The organism is Flavobacterium subsaxonicum WB 4.1-42 = DSM 21790 (assembly GCF_000422725.1).
GTDB lineage: Bacteria > Bacteroidota > Bacteroidia > Flavobacteriales > Flavobacteriaceae > Flavobacterium > Flavobacterium subsaxonicum.
This window is the reverse complement of sequence record NZ_KE383909.1, coordinates 143,194-164,339: the sequence shown is the minus strand read 5'-3', so window position 1 is coordinate 164,339 and position 21,146 is coordinate 143,194. Positions and strand designations below refer to the sequence as shown.

Annotated in this window: 11 protein-coding genes; 7 read left to right on the top strand and 4 right to left on the bottom strand. The window is 44.8% G+C overall.

Going from position 1 to position 21,146, the window contains the following annotated elements; genetic code table 11:
* The 3 genes from G509_RS21915 to G509_RS0111190 form a co-directional block, all read right to left on the bottom strand.
* On the bottom strand, window positions 1–1,034 hold a 1,034-nt coding region (locus G509_RS21915; protein ID WP_051200146.1), incomplete at its 3' end, for an FGGY family carbohydrate kinase.
* A 12-nt stretch (window positions 1,035–1,046) separates the two neighbouring features.
* Window positions 1,047–2,327, bottom strand: a complete 1,281-nt coding sequence (locus G509_RS0111195) for a sugar isomerase (protein ID WP_026991624.1) — start codon at window positions 2,325–2,327, stop codon at window positions 1,047–1,049.
* A gap of 108 nt (window positions 2,328–2,435) precedes the next feature.
* Entirely contained in the window at window positions 2,436–4,532 is a 2,097-nt protein-coding gene (locus G509_RS0111190; protein WP_026991623.1) for a bifunctional rhamnulose-1-phosphate aldolase/short-chain dehydrogenase, read from the bottom strand.
* Window positions 4,533–4,892: 360 nt separating this feature from the next.
* Between G509_RS0111190 and rhaT the strand changes: the two genes are divergently transcribed.
* The 7 genes from rhaT (at window position 4,893) to G509_RS22880 (ending at window position 18,527) form a co-directional block, all read left to right on the top strand.
* A complete protein-coding gene (rhaT, locus tag G509_RS0111185; protein ID WP_026991622.1) occupies window positions 4,893–5,951 on the top strand; it encodes an L-rhamnose/proton symporter RhaT in 1,059 nt (352 codons plus the stop codon).
* A 42-nt stretch (window positions 5,952–5,993) separates the two neighbouring features.
* Window positions 5,994–7,655, top strand: a complete 1,662-nt coding sequence (locus G509_RS0111180) for an alpha-L-rhamnosidase-related protein (protein ID WP_026991621.1) — start codon at window positions 5,994–5,996, stop codon at window positions 7,653–7,655.
* A gap of 176 nt (window positions 7,656–7,831) precedes the next feature.
* Window positions 7,832–8,878 (top strand): GntR family transcriptional regulator, encoded by a 1,047-nt coding sequence (locus G509_RS0111175; RefSeq protein WP_026991620.1) that lies wholly within the window; start codon window positions 7,832–7,834, stop codon window positions 8,876–8,878.
* 94 nt (window positions 8,879–8,972) lie between these two features.
* The gene (locus tag G509_RS0111170) at window positions 8,973–11,312 is read left to right on the top strand and encodes a beta-glucosidase (protein WP_026991619.1); all 2,340 of its coding nucleotides are present in this window, start codon (window positions 8,973–8,975) and stop codon (window positions 11,310–11,312) included.
* 238 nt (window positions 11,313–11,550) lie between these two features.
* A complete protein-coding gene (locus tag G509_RS0111165) occupies window positions 11,551–14,592 on the top strand; it encodes a SusC/RagA family TonB-linked outer membrane protein (RefSeq protein ID WP_242604896.1) in 3,042 nt (1,013 codons plus the stop codon).
* Between the two features lie 11 nt (window positions 14,593–14,603).
* On the top strand, window positions 14,604–16,100 hold the full coding sequence (locus G509_RS0111160; RefSeq protein ID WP_026991617.1) for a RagB/SusD family nutrient uptake outer membrane protein: 1,497 nt from the start codon (window positions 14,604–14,606) through the stop codon (window positions 16,098–16,100).
* A 150-nt stretch (window positions 16,101–16,250) separates the two neighbouring features.
* A complete protein-coding gene (locus tag G509_RS22880; protein ID WP_051200144.1) occupies window positions 16,251–18,527 on the top strand; it encodes a cellulase family glycosylhydrolase in 2,277 nt (758 codons plus the stop codon).
* A gap of 367 nt (window positions 18,528–18,894) precedes the next feature.
* Here G509_RS22880 and G509_RS0111150 read toward each other — a convergent pair whose 3' ends face one another.
* Window positions 18,895–21,132 (bottom strand): xanthine dehydrogenase family protein molybdopterin-binding subunit, encoded by a 2,238-nt coding sequence (locus tag G509_RS0111150; RefSeq protein ID WP_026991616.1) that lies wholly within the window; start codon window positions 21,130–21,132, stop codon window positions 18,895–18,897.
* Window positions 21,133–21,146 lie beyond the last annotated feature (14 nt).

Sequence of the window (21,146 nt, the reverse complement as noted above, 5' to 3'; positions counted from 1 at the left end):
TGCAAAGCAATTCCTTCAAATTTAAAGTACACGGCAGGTTTTTCCATCAGCTTTAGGTAAATGTCCTGGTCAAAACGTACCTCGCGGTGGTAGCCGTACTCTTTTTCATAATAATCGGTAAGTTTCTCTACCTGAAGGCGGTACTCGTTACCCATAAAAAAACGGGAGGCTTTTACACGTTTGCCATCTATGCGCAGGTAATTAAGGCAATTGTTTTCTATATCTTCGGTGCTTAAGCTTTCTGAATTATACGGATTTAGCGCAATACTCCATGTGCCTGTCGAGAGTAACAAAAATGGCTTTTTTTTGCTTAGAATATACGGCAGCAATGCCGAAGAGCTGTCGTGTATGCCCACCCCTATTTTTATCTTTTTGTCTTTATAGGTGGTGTTTATACTGGCCGATGTAGGCACTATGGGCGGTAATATTTTGTCGATACCTTCGGCATGTACCCATGCGTGGTACTCTTCGGCATCAAAATTCCACAAATTGGTATGGCAGCCAATGCTGGTGTACTCGCTTACCGGTATACCCGTAAACAGATACGAAAGGTACTGCGGCAAATGCAGGCTGTATTTTATCTGGCTAAAAACCTCTGGCTTATAATATTTTAGCCAATACAATTGCATGCCCGAATTAAGCATACCCGATTGTGGCGATGCCGTTTGGGCAGCAATGGTTAACGAGTCGCCGTATTTTTTATAAAACTCATTGGTAATATCTGCGGGAATATCTTTGGTATAATTATACAGGGGCGTTAGCGCTTTACCTTTATAATCAAGGTGCACAAAACTGGCCCCGTACGATGAAAAGTTGAGCGTTTTTACATCAAACTCCGCATTTTCAAGCACGGTATCAAAGGTATCCTTCATCCAATGGCGAAGGGCCTCAAGGTCTTCGGTTTCAAAGCCATCCTCGTCTACGGTAAGCGGCAGGTTTACGTACTGGCGATGCACCTCATTATAATCGTCATCAAAAAGAAAAAATTTTTTGTTGGTTTTGCCAATATCAAAAACGGCATTAACTTTTAGCATAAGTACTGTTATTTACAAGCCTGTAGCTTTACTATTGCTTCCTCTTTCTGTAATAAGTGTGCTGCGTACAGCAAGCGACCTGTATGCCGCTAACGGATCTATGGCCCCACCCGCTTTTTGGCGTGCTGCCTTAAGTATAGGGCGAACATCGGTACGGTAGGCATCCTGCAAAATTTCCTGGCATTTAACCACATCATTGTCCTGCTGTGCCGCCCTAAGCTCATCCTGGTTAACCAGTAACGCCTGGGTGTAAGCTATTAAAATAGCTTCTAACGATTGTATTAAGTCTTCGAGTGGGTCTTTTGTATTATGGCTGGCATCTATCATCCAGGCAAGGTCAGGGTTTTGCGGGTTGTTTTCCATACCATACACCAACTCATTAAATATCAGGAATAACGGATACGGTTTTATAGAGCCCACGGTAATATCATCATCGCCATATTTACTGTCGTTAAAATGGAAACCGCCCAATTTGCCTTTGTACATTAGTGTTGCCACAATTTGCTCAATATTGGTATTAGGCAGGTGGTGACCAAGGTCTACAAGCGTGTAAGCCCTGTCGCCACAGGCATTTGCCAGCATAAGCGATGTGCCCCAGTCTTGTATAACGGTGCTGTAAAATGCAGGCTCGTACGGCTTGTATTCTATAAACAGGCTCCAGTCGGCAGGAAGACCGGCATAAATGGATTTAAGGCTGTCTTCGGCATGTTTTAGTACAGTCTGGAAGTTGCGCTGCCCCGGAAAGTTAGACCCGTCGGCAAGCCAGACGGTCAGGCTTTTAGATCCTAACTGTTCGCCTATTTTAATAACATCGAGGTTGTGCTGAATGGCGTAATCACGCGAGGCGGCTACGGTACTGCTTAGTGATCCATGCTTATAGCTCTCTTTAGCACCCTGCTGATCCTGAAACGTATTGGAGTTCATGGCATCAAAAATAATTCCGTGACCCGATGCCACTTCTTTTATGGCCTTATAATCCTGTGGGATATCCCACGGAATGTGCAATGACACGGCTCCGGCCGATTTGGTAAGGGCGTGAAGGATACCGATATCATCCAGTTTTTGCTCTAAAGTTGCAGGCTCGCCACCATAGGAAAAACGCCCAAAACGGGTACCCCCCGCGCCCAACGCCCAACTGGGAATAGCCACCTGAAAGGCGGCTACTTTATCTATAATACTGTTTACATCTACACCTTTTTTTGCAAACCTGTTGGTTATCAGGTCAAGTTCGGACGTAAATAGAGTATCTTCTTTTTTATTGAGGTCAGCTATATGCTGTTGTGTAATCTTCATTTAAATTGAGGTTTGGTTTATAGTTTGCCACGAATTACACTAATTTCTACAGAAAGAGCGGATTAGTACAGGTCGTGGCTTTAAATGATGTGTTTGTAACCTAATAGCTTAGCGCACAAAGGCATTAGCCATACCGCCATCTACGTTTATAGTGCCACCGGTACTTTTGTCAAGGATACCCACACAGGCAAATACGCCATTGGCTATATCATTTGGTAAAATAATCTCATTCAGCAGGTTACGCTTAGCGTAGTGCGCCGGGAGTTCTTCAACCGTAATGCCGTAAGCCTTGGCGCGGCCTTCGGCCCACTCGCCTTCCCATATTTTACTGCCCACAATAACACCATCGGGATTAACCGTGTTTACACGAATTTTATCGGCGGCAACCTCGGCGGCAAGCAACCTGGTCATGTGCTGCTGGCCCGCTTTTGCGGTACCATACGCCACGTTGTTAGGGCCTGCTACCAGTCCGTTTTTGCTGGCAATATTAACAATGTCGCCCCCAAAGCCCTGTTTGCGCATAACGGCAACACCGGCTTTAGCCATTAAAAACTGACCTTTAACCAGCACGTTTTGAAGAATATCCCAGTCTTTTAACGTAGTTTCTTCCAACGGCTTAGAAATAGCAAGCCCTGCAGAATGCACCACAATATCTACCCCGCCAAAAGCAAGGCAGGCTTTTTTATAAGCCTCAGTAATAGAGTCTTCGCTGGTAACATCGCACACCGCCCCGTCTGCTAAATCTCTTTTATAGGTAGCCAGTGCAACCTGTAGGTTCTCTTCGCTAAGGTCGGTTAACACTACGTTGGCGCCTTCTTTTACAAGCTTATCGGCAATAGCCTTACCAATGCCCCCTGCTGCCCCGGTTACTATGGCCACCCTGCGGCTTAATGGCTTTTCGGCAGGCATGCGCTGTAGCTTGGCCTCTTCAAGCAGCCAGTATTCTATATCAAATGCCTCCTGCCTTGGCAGCGATGTATAGGCCGTAATAGCCTCAGCACCACGCATTACATTAATAGCATTTACATAAAATTCGCTGGCTACACGGCTGGTTTGCTTGTCTTTAGCAAAGCTGAACATACCCACCCCCGGATAGATTATTATAACCGGGTTAGGGTCGCGCATGGCCGGGCTGTTGGGATGCTTGCAGGTTTCGTAGTACTCCTTATATTCCTGGCGGTACTGCTCAAAGGCAGGCTCCAGTTTTTTAAGTACTTCGGTAGTATTATACACATCCTCATCGGTACCTAAATTAAGCACAAGTGGCTGAATCTTAGTACGTAAAAAATGGTCGGGGCAGCTGGTACCCATCGGCGCAAGCCTTTCGAGGTCGTTACTGTTTATGTATTCTAATACGGTATCGCTATCGGTAAAATGGCCTATCATTTTATTTTCGGATGAAGCCAGTCCGCGCAATAAAGGCATAAGTGTTGCCGCCTTGTCTAAACGCTCATTTTGGGGCAAACTTTTCACTTTCGGACTTCCAAATACGCTTCCTTTCTCCTTTATTTTTTTCTCGATGTAAGCGCTTGCGGCTTCTATCACCTCAAGGCTGTTAATGTAACATTCGTAAGAGGTGTCGCCCCATGTAAACAAACCGTGGCTGCCTAAAATAATACCCCTTATGCCGGGGTTATCGGCAAGGCACTTTTCAAGCTGAAGTCCCAGGTCAAACCCCGGCCGCTGCCAGGGCACCCAGCCCATAGTATCACCCCAGATGTCTTTAGTAACCTGCTCGCTATTTTGAGCAGCGGCAACGGCAATAAGCGCATCGGGGTGCAGGTGGTCGATATGCTTAAACGGAAGCAACCCATGCAAGGGCGTATCTATCGATGGTGCTTTGCTATCGAGGTCGAAAATGCAATGGTTAAAAAGGCCTACCATACGGTCTTCGTCGGCCAGGCCGCCGTAAACGTTTTTAAGGTCGCGCAGCCTTTTGGTGTACAGGCCGGCAATGCCACTGCGGGTTAGCGTACCAATATCGCCACCAGAGCCCTTTACCCACATAACCTCAACGTCCTCGTTAGTAAGCGGGTCTTTTTCTATTGTTTTGCAGCTGGTGTTGCCACCGCCATAATTGGTTATCCTTAAATCAGCACCCAGAATGTTAGAACGGTACAGGAACAACGCTACCTGGTCGTTGCCCAATTGGGCTGCCTTTTGCTCATCCCATAGATAATTTACATATTGAAATGTTTTTTCCATTGTATATTTTTAATTTCAATTAAACCATTTTGAATTTCAAAAGTAGCAGGAAACAATAAGTACAGTATCCTGTGCTGTACTGCTTAAAAGTAATTTAGTATAACAACTTATAATTAGGCCGTTCTAACATTTGCTTTATCCGCAGGCGGCAGGACACTACAGGATACCTTTTAGCCATAGGATATTTAATATTGATGAAAATTTTAAATATTAATTAGCACATACATTTTTTTAAAGCCTTTTTAATACTTAAAATATAAAATTAATGCCACAAGGTTTTGTAGCCTGAAATATAAGGATAAATTTGACCTGTAAGCGAAAACGATATTGTTTTGCCGCCGGGTTTTTATAAAATAAATTATGCATGCACTTTTTGGAGTTTTCTTTCATTTAATAGGGTCTGTAGCCGCAGGAAGTTTTTACATGCCCTATAAAAAGGTAAAAGGCTGGCAATGGGAAAGCTACTGGATAACCGGTGGTTTCTTCTCGTGGCTTATTGCGCCGTTCCTGGCGTTGTGGATAACCTTTCCTGACTTCACCGCCCTTTTATTTAGCAATACAACGGTTATGTGCTATGCCATATTTTTTGGTATCCTGTGGGGCATTGGCGGATTAACCTACGGCCTGGGCATGCGTTTTCTGGGCTTATCGCTCGGCAATTCGGTAATGCTGGGGTTCAGTTCGGCATTTGGGGCACTGTTTCCGGCCATATATTACAACTTTAACCCACAGCACGGCAAAGTAAGCCTTAACGATATGATAGGCTCTACCGGGGGCAGGGTAATTTTATTCGGCATCCTTTTGTGCCTTATAGGCATAGCCGTATCGGGCCGTGCCGGTATGATGAAAGAAAAAGAACAGCGCATTAATGCAGTAGATAAACCAAAGACAGATACCGAATTCAGTTTTAAGAAGGGAATTATAGTAGCGGTACTTTCGGGTATCCTGAGCTCCTGCTTTAACTATGGTATAGAGGCGGGTAAACCCCTTGCCGAAGCTGCCGTACAACTGGGCGTTAACCCGCTGTTTCAAAACAATATTACCTTTGTGCTGGTGCTTTGGGGCGGCTTTACCACTAACTTTATATGGTGTACCTACCTTATCATCAAAAATAAAAGCTATACCGATTTTGCCAACAAGCGCATGCCGCTAACCAAAAACTACATTTTTTGCGCACTGGCAGGTACCACCTGGTTTTTGCAGTTCTTTTTTTATGGCATGGGCGAAAGCAGGCTGGGCAATGGTGCCAGCAGCTGGATACTGCACATGAGTGCCATAATACTGGTAGGCAACCTGTGGGGCCTCTATTTAAAAGAATGGAAAGGCGTTAGCAAAGCAACCAAAACCACCATGATTACCGGTGTGGCCGTTTTACTTATCTCGGTTATAATTGTGGGTTATGGCAATTATCTATCCTAACTAAATACATCAGAATATAAATTACAAGCCAATTAGCTAACTATGAGACTATCACATTACACACTTGTCCTGCTGCTGTCTGCTTCGGCATATACAACTACTGTAAAAGCACAGGATTATTACACCCCCGCACAACGCAAACAATGGCTGGCTGTAGCCGAAGAAAATAAGCCAAAACTGGTTGAAACCCTTAAAAAGCCGGTTGCCGTTGTTACTACCGTTAAAGATGCTGCCTCTTTTCAGGGTTGGAAAACCCAGCCTGCCGGTGGTGTAAACGAATTATTAAGCACTTCCTTCAAAAATAAAAAGGTGGCCACGCTCGATTTTGGCGAGCACCTTACCGGTCACTTTACCTTTAAAGTAAACAGCATTAACAGCACCCCCGATGCCCCACTACGCTTTAAGCTGACCTTTGGCGAAGTACCTGCCGAGGTAAGCGTGCCGTTCGACCCGTATGAAGGGATGCTGAGCAGGGCGTGGCTACAGGATGAAATTGTTACGGTAACCGAATTACCCGCCACCATTACCATACCCCGCAGGCTGGCCTTTAGGTATGTAAAAATAGAACTGATAGGCAGCTCGCAGTATTACGATTTTGGTATTACCGATGCTTACACCACCGCAACAACATCGGTTACTGCAAAGCCCGGTACACTGGCAGGAGCAACGCCAGCCCTTGTTTCTAAAATAGATGCCGTGGGGCTTAATACCCTTAAAGAATGCATGCAAACAGTTTATGAAGATGGCCCTAAGCGCGACCGCAGGCTGTGGATAGGCGACCTGTACCTGGAGGCACAGGCTAATATGTATTCGTTTAAGCAATACGGCCTTACCAAGCGTTGCCTGTACCTGCTGGCCGGCCTTGCGCAGGACGACGGGTATATGTACAGCAATGTATTCGAAACCCCGGAGCCTCATGCGCAAAAGCCCTCGCCGTTTTTGTTCGATTATTCGCTGCTGTATAATGTTACCCTAAAAGACTACCTAACAGCAACTAACGATACTAAAACCGCAAACGACCTTTGGCCCGTTGCCAAACGCCAGATGGATAATATTACCACCTACCTGGATGCCGATGGTGTTTTTAATGCCGACGAGGCGGTTAAAAACCATTGGTGGCTGTTTGTAGACTGGAACGATGCCTTAGACAGGCAGGGTGCCCTACAGGGCGTTATGATTTATAGCATGAAGCAAACACTGGAGCTGGCCAAGCTTTTAGGTAAAGAAAAAGAGGTGGCACAATTGCCTGCCCTTATTACAAAAATGACCAACGGTGCTAAAACAAAACTGTTTGATAAAAAGCAGGGTGTGTTTGTAAGCGGCAAAAACAAGCAGGTTTCGTATGCATCGCAATCATGGCTAATACTGGCCGGTGTGGTTAAGGGTAAAGATGCACAAAAGGTAATAAAGGCACTACAGGCCAATGCCAGTGCCGTTAAACCCGGCGGCCCCTACCTGTACCATTATTACGTGCAGGCACTTATAGACTGCGGCCTTACGGCAGATGCTAAAAACCTTATTACCAATTACTGGGGCAGCATGGTTACCAAAGGTGCCGATACGTTTTGGGAGGTATACGACCCGGCAAACGAGCAACTGTCGCCGTATGGCTTTTATCCTATAAACAGCTATTGCCATGCGTGGAGCTGCACGCCGGTGTATTTTATACGCAAGTACCCGCAAATTTTTCAGGTAAAAGAGTAACTATATTAATTTGGGTTATTAATATGTGTTGTGTGTTAGTTTCTATTTCCAAAAAAGCGGCTTTGCCTTTGTGCAGGCCGCTTTTCTGCACTTCATAACATTAAAAAAACGTTTGAAAGCCTTTGTAGCTAACAATATTTCTATACTTTTAGCATAATTATTTTATAGATAAAACTATGTCGCAATTGTTTGAAATACAAATCAACGAAAATTCCAGGATACCAAAATACAAACAAATTGTAGACTCTATTATTGGCGATCTTTCAACCGGCAAAATACGCGTGGGAGAAAAAGTGCCCTCTATAAACGAACTGAGCGAAACCTGTTACCTTTCTCGCGATACTGTAGAAAAGGCCTATAAATACCTAAAAGAGCGCAATATTATTGTTGCTGTGCGCGGCAAAGGCTATTACACCAGCAAGGCCGACCATACCCTAAAGGCAAACATCTTTTTTCTTGTCAATAAGCCCAGCACTTATAAAATGGAGATTTACAACTCGTTTGTTGATACCGTTGGCTTACATGCCAATGTAGATATGTTTATTTACCATTGCGATGAAACCCTGTTTATCAATTCGTTAGAAAAAAGCATTGGCCTGTACGATTACTACGTTATTATGCCCCATTTTAGGGATGCTAATTACAACCACGTTAGCTACACCCCGCAGGTACTTAAAACCCTGGAGCAGATTCCCAAAGACAAATTGGTAATGTTGGATAATACCAAACCCGGTATAGCGGGCAACTACGGTGCTATTTATCAGGACTTTAAAACCGATATTTATGATGCATTAAAGGAGGGGCTTCCTAAAATAAAAAACTACGATAAGATAATTCTGGTGTACCCCAACAAATCGGCAAACCCCTACCCGCGCCGTATAGTGCACGGGTTTCAGCAATTTTGCAGGGAATTTGACCTCGATTTTGAAATTTTAGACGAAATTTATGAGGATATGGAACTGCTTCGCAAAGACGTTTATGTTACCATACAGGAGCGCGACCTTGTAAATTTAGTACGCCAGGTGCGCAGCAAAGGCCTCACTCTTGGTACCGATATTGGTATAATATCCTACAACGAAACCCCGCTTAAAGAGCTGTTGGGCATTACTGTTATAAGCACCGATTTTAAAGCTATGGGAGAAACCGCCGCCTATATGGTTTTAAAAAACAAAAAAGAAAGGGTCAAGAACGTGTTTAAGTACATAGAGCGTAACTCGCTGTAGGTACATCTCCTACAAACACCAGTATAGTACAGGATACTAATTTGCTTTTATGTGCATAGGTTTGGCTATTATTTAGATAACCAAACTTATTATAATGACCTATACCACAAAATTAAAAGCCTTTGTATTATTTGCAGGACTATGGCATTTTAATGCCGCTGCACAAAAAGCCCCCCAGCTGGGCAAAAATTCTATAGACGATGTTATAAACGCGATGACCGTTGAAGAAAAAGCAAGCATGCTTATCGGGTCAGAAATGTTTGGCCCTACCTTAGAGGGCAACCCACGCCTAAGCGTGCCGGGAGCGGCAGGAGCAACCTTCCCTATTAAGCGATTGGGCATACCGCCAACAGTACTTGCCGATGGCCCTGCCGGGCTTCGCATACAGCCTACACGAGATAACGACAAAAACACCTATTACGCCACGGCTTTCCCCGTAGGTACGGCACTGGCCTCGACCTGGAATATCCAGCTTATAGAGCAGGTGGGCAAAGCCATTGGCAATGAGGTTAAAGAATACGGTGCCGATGTGCTTTTGGCTCCGGCAGTAAACATTCACCGTAATCCGCTTAACGGCCGTAATTTTGAATATTATTCGGAAGATCCGCTAATATCCGGAGAAATTGCCGCTGCCTATATTGCGGGGGTACAGGCTAACGGGGTGGGTACCTCTATAAAGCACTTTGCAGCCAACAGCCAGGAAACCAACCGCCTTAGCATTAACGAGCACATTAGCGAGAGAGCCATGCGCGAAATTTACCTGCGCGGCTTTGAAATTGCCATTAAAAAAGCACAACCGTGGACGGTTATGTCGTCTTACAATAAAATAAACGGGGTGTATACCTCAGCCAGTACCGATCTGTTAAATACTATCCTGAGAGAAGAATGGGGCTATAAAGGCTTTGTAATGAGCGACTGGTTTGGTGGTTACGAAGGTTTTGAAAACCTTGATAAACTATCCAGCAATGTGGTGGCACAGCTAACAGCCGGTAACGATTTGCTTATGCCGGGCACAAGGCCGCAGTACGATAATATTGTTGCTGCCATTAAAAGTGGCGCGCTAAGCAAAGAAACCGTACACCGCGATATAAAACGCATACTGCAAATGGTGGTACAATCGCCGGCGTTTAAAAAGTATAAATTCAGCAATAAGCCAGATCTAAAGGCCAATGCCCAGATAACCAGGCAGGCTGCAACCGAGGGTATGGTACTCTTAAAAAACGATAACAACATACTGCCGTATAAAAACAAGGCTACTGCTATAGCTGTTTTTGGCACTACCTCATATAATTTTATAACGGGCGGTACCGGCAGTGGCGATGTTAACGAAGCCTATAGTATATCGTTACTACAGGGCCTAACCAACGCAGGTTACAAACCCGAAGAAAAACTACAAAGCATCTATATGCCTTATGTAGAAAGCGAAGCCAAAAAAGAGATTACCAGAAGAGAAAAAGAAGGCGGTATACTGGCGTTCCCAAAACGAATGGAGGAATTAGAACTGAGCAACGACTTGCTACTACAATCGGCTAAAAGCTGCGATATTGCCCTGATTACTATTGGGAGGAATTCCGGAGAAAATACCGACAGGCAAATTTACAATGATTTTTACCTTGCCCAGGACGAGGTGCAGCTTATAAACCATGTGTCGAAGGTGTTTCATGCGCAAGGCAAAAAAGTTGTGGTAGTGCTAAATGTTGGCGGCGCTATAGAGACCAGCAGCTGGAAAGACAAAGTAGATGGCATACTGCTGGCCTGGCAACCGGGCCAGGAAGGCGGTAACTCGGTAGTAGATGTGTTGTCGGGTAATGTTAACCCATCGGGTAAATTAACCATGACACTGCCTGTAGATTATAACAACCATCCGTCGGCGGCAAACTGGCTGGGCACACCGGTGGGCAATCCAAAAAGTGTGTTGTACGAAGAGGGCATCTACGTGGGCTACCGCTACTTTAATACCTTCGGCGTAAAGCCATCGTATGAATTCGGTTACGGAAAATCATACACCAATTTTACATTTTCTGATGTTACTTTAAGCAGCCCTACATTCCAAAAACAAATTACGGTAAGTGTAAAAGTAACCAATATTGGTGCTGTAGCCGGTAAACAGGTGGTGCAGCTGTACCTTGCTGCCCCGGCTTTAAAGACCGATAAACCGGAATCTGAACTTAAGGCCTTTGCCAAAACAAAGATACTGGCCCCGGGCGAATCTCAGGTAATAACGCTTGTGCTAAACGCGAAAGAACTGGCATCGTTTGTAGAAGCTCAGGATGCCTGGGTTGCCGAAGCCGGTACGTATACCGTTAAAATTGGCGCATCATCTTTAGATATAAAAGCCACCAAAAGCTTTACCCTTAATGCAGAGCAGGTGGTAGAAAAAACACACGATACCTTTAAAGCCGATACCGACCTTAAGGTTTTAAAATCCAACTAAAAAATCCCCAATTACTAATAAAAGGCTACCTGTAGGTGGCCTTTTGTTGTTTCAGGCATTTGCAAAATATAAAATTGATATTTTTTGACGGAATAAAAACAAAACTGATTTTTATTACCCTGATTTTTTTAAAAATTTTCATCTAAAAGCATAACAGTACAGGATACTTAACCTAACGGTTCGCAGTAATATTGAATACTATTTCGATATAGTAAACAATACTAACCTAATTTAATTTATGATGAAAATTTTACTAATTAAGTATGAGCATTTATTACTCACACTTGTATGCTTTTTCACCCTTACCGTGGCTTCTGCCCAAAGCGTTACGGTAGCAGGAAAAATAAGTGACGCAGCCGGAGAGAGCCTCCCGGGGGTAAATATACTTGTAAAAGGCACTACTACCGGCACCGCTACCGATATGGATGGTAATTACTCCATAACCGTGCCCGATGCACAGGCAACCCTTGTGTTTACCTCTATTGGGTTTAAAACGCAGGAGGTTGTTGTTGGCAATCAGACCACTATAAACCTTGTAATGGCCGATGATGCAAAAGCATTAGACGAGGTGGTTATTGTAGCCTACGGTACTCAAAATAAACGCAATGTAACCGGTGCGGTGCAAACCGTAAATGCCGGCGAGCTAAAAGACCAGCCCGTGGGGCAAATTACCCAAAAACTACAAGGTAAACTGGCAGGCGTGCAAATTACCCAAAACACCGGTATACCGGGCCAGGGAATGACGGTACGCGTACGTGGATCGGCATCCATATCTGCAGGCAGCGACCCGCTGTATGTGGTAGACGGGTTTCCGTTACAGGGCAGCATCTCTAACATTAACCCCGATGAGATAGAGACCATTACTATTCTAAAAGATGCCTCATCTACTTCGTTATACGGATCGCGTGCGGCAAACGGCGTGGTGCTTATTACCACCAAAAGGGCTAAGGCCGGTGCAAGCCGTTTCTCTTTTAACTACTTTACAGGCATACAGGTAATTCCGGAAAAAGGCCGCCCTGATATGATGAACGCCCGCGAATTTGCCCAGTTTAAAAAGGAAGTTGCCATAGAGCGCGGCCAGACCGTGCCCGATGTATTTGCCAACCCCGAGCAATACGGCGAAGGCACCGACTGGTTTGACGCCGTTACCCGCGACGCGATCATCAAAAACTACTCGCTTACCTACTCCGCTTCAGGCGAAAAATTCAGTACCTCCGTAGTAGCCGGTTACCTTAAAAACGAAGGTGTTTTACTAAACTCATCGTACGACAGGATATCGGTAAGGATAAATACCGATTATAAACTTAACGATAAAATTAAGATAGGCTTTAATGTTGCACCCACCTACTCCAGCAGCAAAACCCCCCAAAGCGATGGTATCTGGTACAACTCGCCAAGCATTGTGCAGTCGGCCATGCTGTCATCGCCACTGGCACCCTACATAAATGCCGATGGATCTATACCACTAAACATCAGTTCAGAATACGGCACACCCGATGCGCCCAACTGGTACAACCAGGTTAAGATCGTAAAAAATACCTCTAAAAATGTGGGCTTACTTTCTAACGGTTTTGTAGAAATTAAACCGATAAAAGACCTTACGTTTAAATCGATGATAGGTGTAGATCTTGGCAACACGGTATCTGATTATTTTTATCCGTCTACAGCAGGCAGCATTTTTAACCCGCCAAATGCTAACGACCCATCGCGTATTAGTGCATCACACAGCAACCAATACGCCTATTCGTGGCTGTTTGAAAACACGCTTACCTATGCAAAATCTATAGGCGACCATAATTTTGATATCCTGGGCGGCTATACTACGCAGGCAGCGCATTCAGAAAGCGGCTCGCTAAGTGGCAGGGGCTTTCCTGACGACAGGGTGCAGACATTAAATGCGGCTACCATTATAACCGGCTCTACCGATGTGCAAGACTGGAGCCTGGCATCATTAGTGGCAAGGGTAAACTACAACTATAAAGACAAGTACTTATTCTCGGCATCCATAAGAAGAGACGGGTCATCTCGCTTTGGGTCAGATAACAAATGGGGTAACTTCCCTTCGGTATCCGCCGGATGGGTAATTACCGAAGAATCTTTTATTCCGGAAAACAACGTGCTGTCGTTCTTAAAACTTCGCACAAGCCTTGGTACCACCGGTAATAACAACATTGGCAACTACCTGCAATATGCAAACGTAGTGCCCACCAACAACCCATTTAACAACCAGCTTTTAAACGGCAGCAGTATTGCCGGGCTTAACAATACCGAGCTGGGCTGGGAAACATCGGAGCTTTTTGATGCCGGTATAGACGCCAACTTTTTTAACGACCGTATTAAGCTGAGCTATGGCTACTACAAAAAAACAACCGATAATTTATTGTATTCGGTAGATATACCAATTGCTTCGGGCTTTTTTAACTACACCACCAATATTGGCAAGATAGAGTTCTGGGGGCACGAGTTTCAGTTAACCACCATTAACCTAAATGGCGACTTTAAGTGGAGTACCGATTTTAATATATCCTTTAACCGCAATAAAGCGTTAGAGCTTGGCACAGCCAACTCGGCTATTTATGGCGATATGACCATTACACAGGTGGGTCAGCCCCTTGGCCAGCTTTACGGCCTTGTATGGGATGGTATTTACGAAACCCAGGCCGAGTTTGATGCCTCACCTAAGCATCAGGGTGCCGAAGTGGGCAGCGTTAAATATAAAGACATAAACGGCGATGGCGAAATAACTAACGATACTAAAGACCAGACCGTTTTAGGCAACACTGCACCAAAGTATAACTACGGCTTTACCAATACGGTAAGCTATAAAAACTTCGATTTGTCGGTAGTTTGCCAGGGTGCTTACGGCAACAAGATTATTAACACGGCTGATCGTTTTACGGGTAACCTTGACGGTAGTTTTAACGTTCAGAAAGACCTTGCCAACAGGTGGAAATCAGAAGAAGATCCAGGTAACGGCAAATGGGGCAAGGCATCGGGCAATACAGGGCCGGAGCGCGACTGGGCCAGCTCTAAATGGATGTATGATGGCAGCTACCTGACTATCAAGAATATTACACTTGGCTACAGCTTCTCATCAATAAATGTAGATTACCTTAAAGGGTTGCGCATTTATGCAAGTGTGCAGCAGGCTGCCGTGTTTACAAAATATCCGGGAGGTAACCCGGAGGTTTCGGCCGGTGCCGGATTATTCTCGGGTGTAGACAACACCACCTACCCTGTTCCAAGAACATGGACTTTCGGATTAAATTATAATTTCTAAAAATTACAACTATGAAAATCAAGATATTCAGCACACTTATAGCAGCTCTTATTTTAAGTTCCTGCTCTGAAGATTTTTTAACCCAATACCCGGAAACGGTGGTATCTGCCGAGACTTTTTACAAAACTGAAGCCGATTTTAGGCAGGCAGTTATTGGGGCATACGTACCCCTAAGAAACATTTACGGTACCGGCCTGGCCGATTACGGCGCCTGGGCAATGGGCGAAATGCGAAGCGACAATACCGCTTTTATATACAATGCTGCCAACCGTGGCTACGCCGACAGGGAATATATTGACCAGTTTATAGACGATTCTAACGGTGGCGGGGTTAGTAATAAGTACCAGAACGACTATATTATTATTGGCCGCGTAAACCAGATATTAAAAACCATTGATGCCGCCGACTTCGATCAGCCCCAAAAGGACAATTATAAAGGGCAGGCTTTGTTTTTAAGGGCTTTTGCTTACTTTGACCTTGTGCAGTATTTTGGCGATGTACCCTTAGTGCTAACCCCGCCAACCACTTATGATGAGACTACTGTGGGGCAATCGCCAAAGGCACAAATCTACGAGCAGATATTGCTCGATGCCGCCCAGGCCGCTACGCTATTGCCCAATAAGGCAAGTCAGGAGGCGGGTTTTGTGGCCAACGGCGCTGCTTATACCCTGTTGGGTAATGCCAACATTGTATTACAACGCTGGGCTGATGCCGAGGCTGCTCTTTTAAACGTGCAGGGATACTCTTTACTGGCAGATTATGCCGCCATTTACGACCCCAACAACAAAAACCACGCGGAGTCTATTTTTGAGATACAATATTACGATTTGCCAACTGCAAACAGTGCGAGCAACTTTGCCTATAACTTTTTACCAATACTGCAAAATCCGGGCGTAATACCGGGTTTCCCCGATGGAAATACAAATGCCTATGCAGGATGGAACACCCCTACACCCGATCTACTGGCTGCTTATGAGGCAGGCGACTTAAGAAAAGCTGCTTCGGTTGGATTTTACACCGGTGAAGGTTATGTTGATATTCCGTACATAAAAAAATACGTGCACGGTTCGGAAATTGCCCCTAACACTAACGATGACTGGCCGGTATACCGCTACGCCGAGGTACTGCTGTTTTTAGCTGAAGCCGCTAACGAACAGGGTAAACCCGAAGCACTGACGTATCTTAACATGGTACATGCCAACCCACGCACAGGCCTCGCTCCCATTGCAGCCGCCGGACAGGCAGAGCTGCGCGACCTTATTCAGCAAGAGCGCCGTATAGAGCTTGCCTTCGAAAATAAACGCTGGCTGGACCTTGTGCGTACCGATAAAGCCCTGCAGGTAATGAATGCACAGGGAGAGAACATCCGTAACAATCCGCAGGCATACTACTACCCTGCCGGCATTACACCTCCGGGTTATGCTGTTACAGCCAAGCACCTGTTGTTCCCGATCCCGCAGCGCGAAATACGTATTAACCCGCTGCTGGTTCAGAACACCGGTTACTAAAAATCTTTGAAATACCTATTAGCCATTATGGCCGGAACTGCGTCAGGCAACTCCGGCTGTAATGGTTTTTTCTTTTTAAAATAGCCATTCAACGTTACCTACGCGCCAAAATATCAGTCAACAATTAGTTTAATCTTAAATTTTTAAATCATGAAAATTAAAATTTTACTCTTCGCCATTACATTGCTGTTTATAAGTAAAGTAAATGCACAGGCACTTACAGCTTCTGATTTTTTAAAAACAAGCGGCACGGTAATCCGTAAAAATTCGGGAACCGGCGCGGTTGTTAATTTGCGCGGCACCAACTTAGGGTCGTGGCTAAGCATGGAATACTGGATGTGCCCTATGGGTACCGGATCGTTAAACCGCAGCCAATGGGTAGCCAGTGCACCGACTACTTTTGCAGGCACCAATTTGCAGAGTGTTTTCGATCGCGACCTCAGCACGCGCTGGAGTAACGGGGCAGCGCAGGTGCCTAACGGTTCTCAGTATTTTACGGTAGATATGTCTAAAAACGTAATCTTTAACCGCATATCTATAGAGACGGGCAATTTTACCGGAGATTATCCTCGTGGGTATACTATAGAGGTATCGGAAAACGGCACAACCTGGGAAACCGCAGCTACAGGCACAGGCACTACCGCTAACATTTATATTCAGTTGCCTAATATTTATTTTAAACGGTATGTAAGGGTAACCCAAACGGGCACGGCAACGGCCAACTATTGGTCGATAGCCGAGTTTAATTTATACATGGAAGATGATTTCTCGGTACGTAATTCGCTTATTGACCGTTTTGGGGTTGCGGGGTCTGATGCCGTACTGGATTATTACCAAAACAAATGGATTACCACTACAGATCTGGACAATATTAAAAACATGGGTATGAATATGGTGCGCGTACCCTTTTACTGGATGGAGATAATGAATAACGACGGCACTATAAAAACGAACGGGTTTACCCAACTGGACTGGGTAATTGCGCAATGTACTGCCCGCGGCATGTATGTAATTTTAGACCTGCATGGCGGGCCGGGTGGCATTAACGGCTTTATAACCAGTGGGCAGGCCGTGGTAAATAACTATTGGACAGATACTACAGCACAACAGCGCACCATAAACTTATGGAAAGCCATTGCCAACCGCTACAAAACCAATCCGGCTGTTGCCGCTTACGATTTGCTTAACGAACCCCTAAGCAGCAACCAGGCGCTCTACCCTATCCACCAGTTTTATAATACGCTGTATCAGGAAGTAAGGGCTATTGATGCCGATCATATCATCTCCATAGGGGCGTTTCCGGGGTTTTCGTTTGTGGTGCCTCCCACTACCTATGGGTGGACAAACGTGCTGTACCAAATTCATAATTACAATGAGGATAAGTTAAACTACGCCTCGCAAAACGGCTTTATAGATGCTGTATTGTTAGATGTTGCCAACCATCAGCACAACTGGAATGTGCCTGTGCTGGCGGGAGAATTCAACTTTTGGAATTTCCCTGACCTTTGGCAAAAATACCTGCGCGGCCTTAATGCGCTTAATGCATCGTGGTCTAACTGGGCCTACAAAACAAAGCGCGTAGATAGTCCTGTAGAAAACTGGGGTTATTACCAAAACAACACCAACCCCGCACCCGATATCCATTACGATTCGCAAACCACCATGCAATCTAAATGGAATTTGTTTACTACTTCAAATTTTCAGGCTAATACAGCCCTTATTAATTTGGTATCGGCGTATACAACTGTGGCAACATCAGTACCACCTGTGGGGCGAACCATCTGGCTTAAGGGCAACAACGACAAATATGTAAGTTCTGAAGGAAATGACAACCCCATGACCTGCACACGCACTACCTATGGCGGGTGGGAGCTTTTTACTATTGTAGACGCCGGTGGCGGCAAAATAGCCCTTAAAGGCTCTAACAACCTGTATGTAAGCTCTCAAAACGGCACTGCCGCAATGATTTGCAACAAAACCGCAATTGGCGAAACCGAGAAATTTACGTTTATAAATATAGGCGACTGGAAAGTGGCCCTGCGCGGCACCAACGGTAAATATGTAAACTCAGAGAACGGCAGCAACCCGATGATGTGCGATAAGCCCGAAATAGCGGTGTGGGAGTCTTTTACATGGGGCGATGGTATCTCAGGCGCTAAAATAGGCCAGACATCTACTATACACGGATTCTTTGCAGGTAAAGATGTTGAGATAGCCCCAAACCCAGCATCAGGCAGCATAAATTTAAAAACGGGGCTAAACAACTACCGTATAGAAATATACAACACCAACGGAACTCTTGTTATAACTAAAGATAATGTAAACGATACCGATAGCATAAGCACTAAAGAATTGCAGGCCGGTACTTATGTAATTAAAATTACAGGTCAGGGCAAAAGCACCTCTAAAAAGCTGATTGTAAAATAATGAAAGAACTTAGCCTACTTTATATTTTACAACTATTTAAATAATTTGAATCAATTACTTCTTTTTCATCAGTCCAGAATAAGACATCCAAACCGCTTTTTTTCGTTGTTATTTAAAATTTATCTTACAGATAATAGGCTAATTTCTTTAAATCCTGCATAAAATGGTTCGAAAATAATCCAGACAGGGTCACAAGCAAAAAGCTCCAATCATAATGATTGAAGCTTTTTTTATTTCTACAATACTACATAGTAAGAGATAAATTTAAATTTATAAAAATATACTGCTGGTTTGGTTGTGCTGAGTAGTTACTTGCGTGGATTAAAACCACAAAAATTTATGTTGAAATATTTTTATGTTTTACATCTTACAATAGCTTATCAAAATGAATAGGTAAAGTGTTTATGCGTTTACCGGTGGCGTGATAAATGGCATTGGCTATTGCGGCGGGCATGGCTACCAGGCCAATCTCTCCTACCCCTTTAATACCAAGCTCGTTTATCAGCTCGTCTTTTTCATCGGCAAAAATAACATCAAGCTCATGGATATCGGCGTGTACCGGTATGTGGTATTCGCCAAGGTTAGCATTCATGTATTTACCTAAATTTTCGTCCAATATAGTTTCTTCATGCAGTGCCTTGCTTATACCCCATATCATAGAGCCTAATACCTGGCTTCGCGCTGTTTTAGGGTTAATTATCCTGCCGGCGGCAACAGCTGTAACCGCCCGTGTAACGGTAATAGTGCCCAACTCCTTATCAACTTCTACTTCTACAAAAGAGGCGCTGTGGGTGGCCTTACTGTAATTTTTAAGCTTTAAAATATCCGGGCCTGCCATTTTTTTAGCCTTTATTTCCGGCTCTTTAATAAGTGCCATAACATCTTTAAAAGACAACGCCAGGTTGGTATCCGACTTTAACGCAATGGCACCGTCTTTAAAAATAATATCCTCATCCTTTATACCTTTAAAAGGCGAACCATCAATACCCCTGGCTTTTTTTAGTATCTTTTTCTTTAGCTCTTTTACCACCGCAACAATAGCTGCTCCGGTAGACGCTGTTATGGCCGACCCACCCTGAAACATGGAGAATGGCTTTTTGCTGTCGCCATAATCAAAAGTTATATCTTCTAACTGCAGGCCTATTTCGTCGGCGGCAATCTGGGTCATTACCGTCATGGTACCCGTACCTATGTCGGTCGTGGCATTGTGCAGTATCAGTTTACCCTCTTTTGTAAGTATAGCCTTTACACGGGCAGGAAACTGGTAGGCATCCCAAATACCGGTTGCCATACCGTAGCCCACAAGTTTGTTGCCTCTTTGCATACTGCCCGGCTCGGGGTTACGCTCGTTCCAGCCAAATTTTTCGGCTGCCTCCAAATAACATTGTTTTAAAGCTTTGCTGGTAAAAGGCTTACCGGTAGACGGATCGGTTTCGCTATAGTTTTTAAGGCGCAGTTGTAGCGGGTCCATTTTAAGCTCATACGCCAGCTCGTCCATCATGCACTCTATGGCATGCATACCGCTAACACCTCCGGGGGCACGCATATCTATAGGCGTGGGCAAATCAAGCGAAACCAGGTCGTACTCAAACAAGGTATTTTTTGCCGGGTAAAGCATGTGGCTCCAGGATACGAGTATTTCGGCATAATCTTCGTAAGATGATGTTTCGCCTACGCCTGTATGGTTCATAGCAGTTACATTACCTTCTGCATCTGCGGCAAACTTTAAATTTTGTATGGTTTGCGGGCGGTGCCCAAAGGTAAACATTTGTGCCCTGTCTAACGTTACGCGTACATTGCGTTTAAGCTCCAACGATGCCATAACAGCCATAAACAGTTGGTATTGCGGGCGTAACCCGGACCCGAATCCTCCGCCCACAAAAGGCGACAAAACCCTTACATCTTTAAAGTGCAGCCCAAAAACGTTGGCAACAAACAACTGGCTGTTTATAGTGCCCTGTGTTTTATCGTAAATGGTAAGTTTTCCTTTGCCCTCATACACCACGGTGCTGGCATACATTTCTAAAGGGTTATGATGCTCTGTAGCATGGGTATACTGTGCAGCCACCTTTACGGGTGCGCTGTTGTAGGCTTTCTCAAAATCGCCGGTAGGCGGTGGTGGTGGTGGCTTTAACATGGTAGCCAGGCCTTTTTTAGGCTCGTGTGCCTTATCAAGATTAGGTATAAGGCCAGTTATAAAAGCTTCCTCCTCATACTCAAACTTAATGAGGCTTGCAGCATAGCGGGCGGTTTCAAAATCTTCGGCAACCACTAACGCAATGGGCTGGCCGTTAAACTTTATCTTATTATCGTGCAGCGGTTTAAATACGGTGCCGGGTGGTGCATCCATATCGGCATATTGCATGTCGAACCATGCGGTAGACGGGCGGTTTTGGTGCGTAAAAATGGCCTCTACGCCTTTAAGCGCTTTGGCAGCTGCAGTGTCTATAGCTGTTATTTTGCCTTTGGTAATGGTGCTGTTTACAACATAACCGTACAGCAAATTGGGTACATTATATTCGCCTGCATACTTTGCAGATCCTGTAACTTTCTGGCGGCCTTCCAAACGGCTGACCGGCTGTCCTACAGAGGGTAACTTTGTCATACTTATTGTGTTTT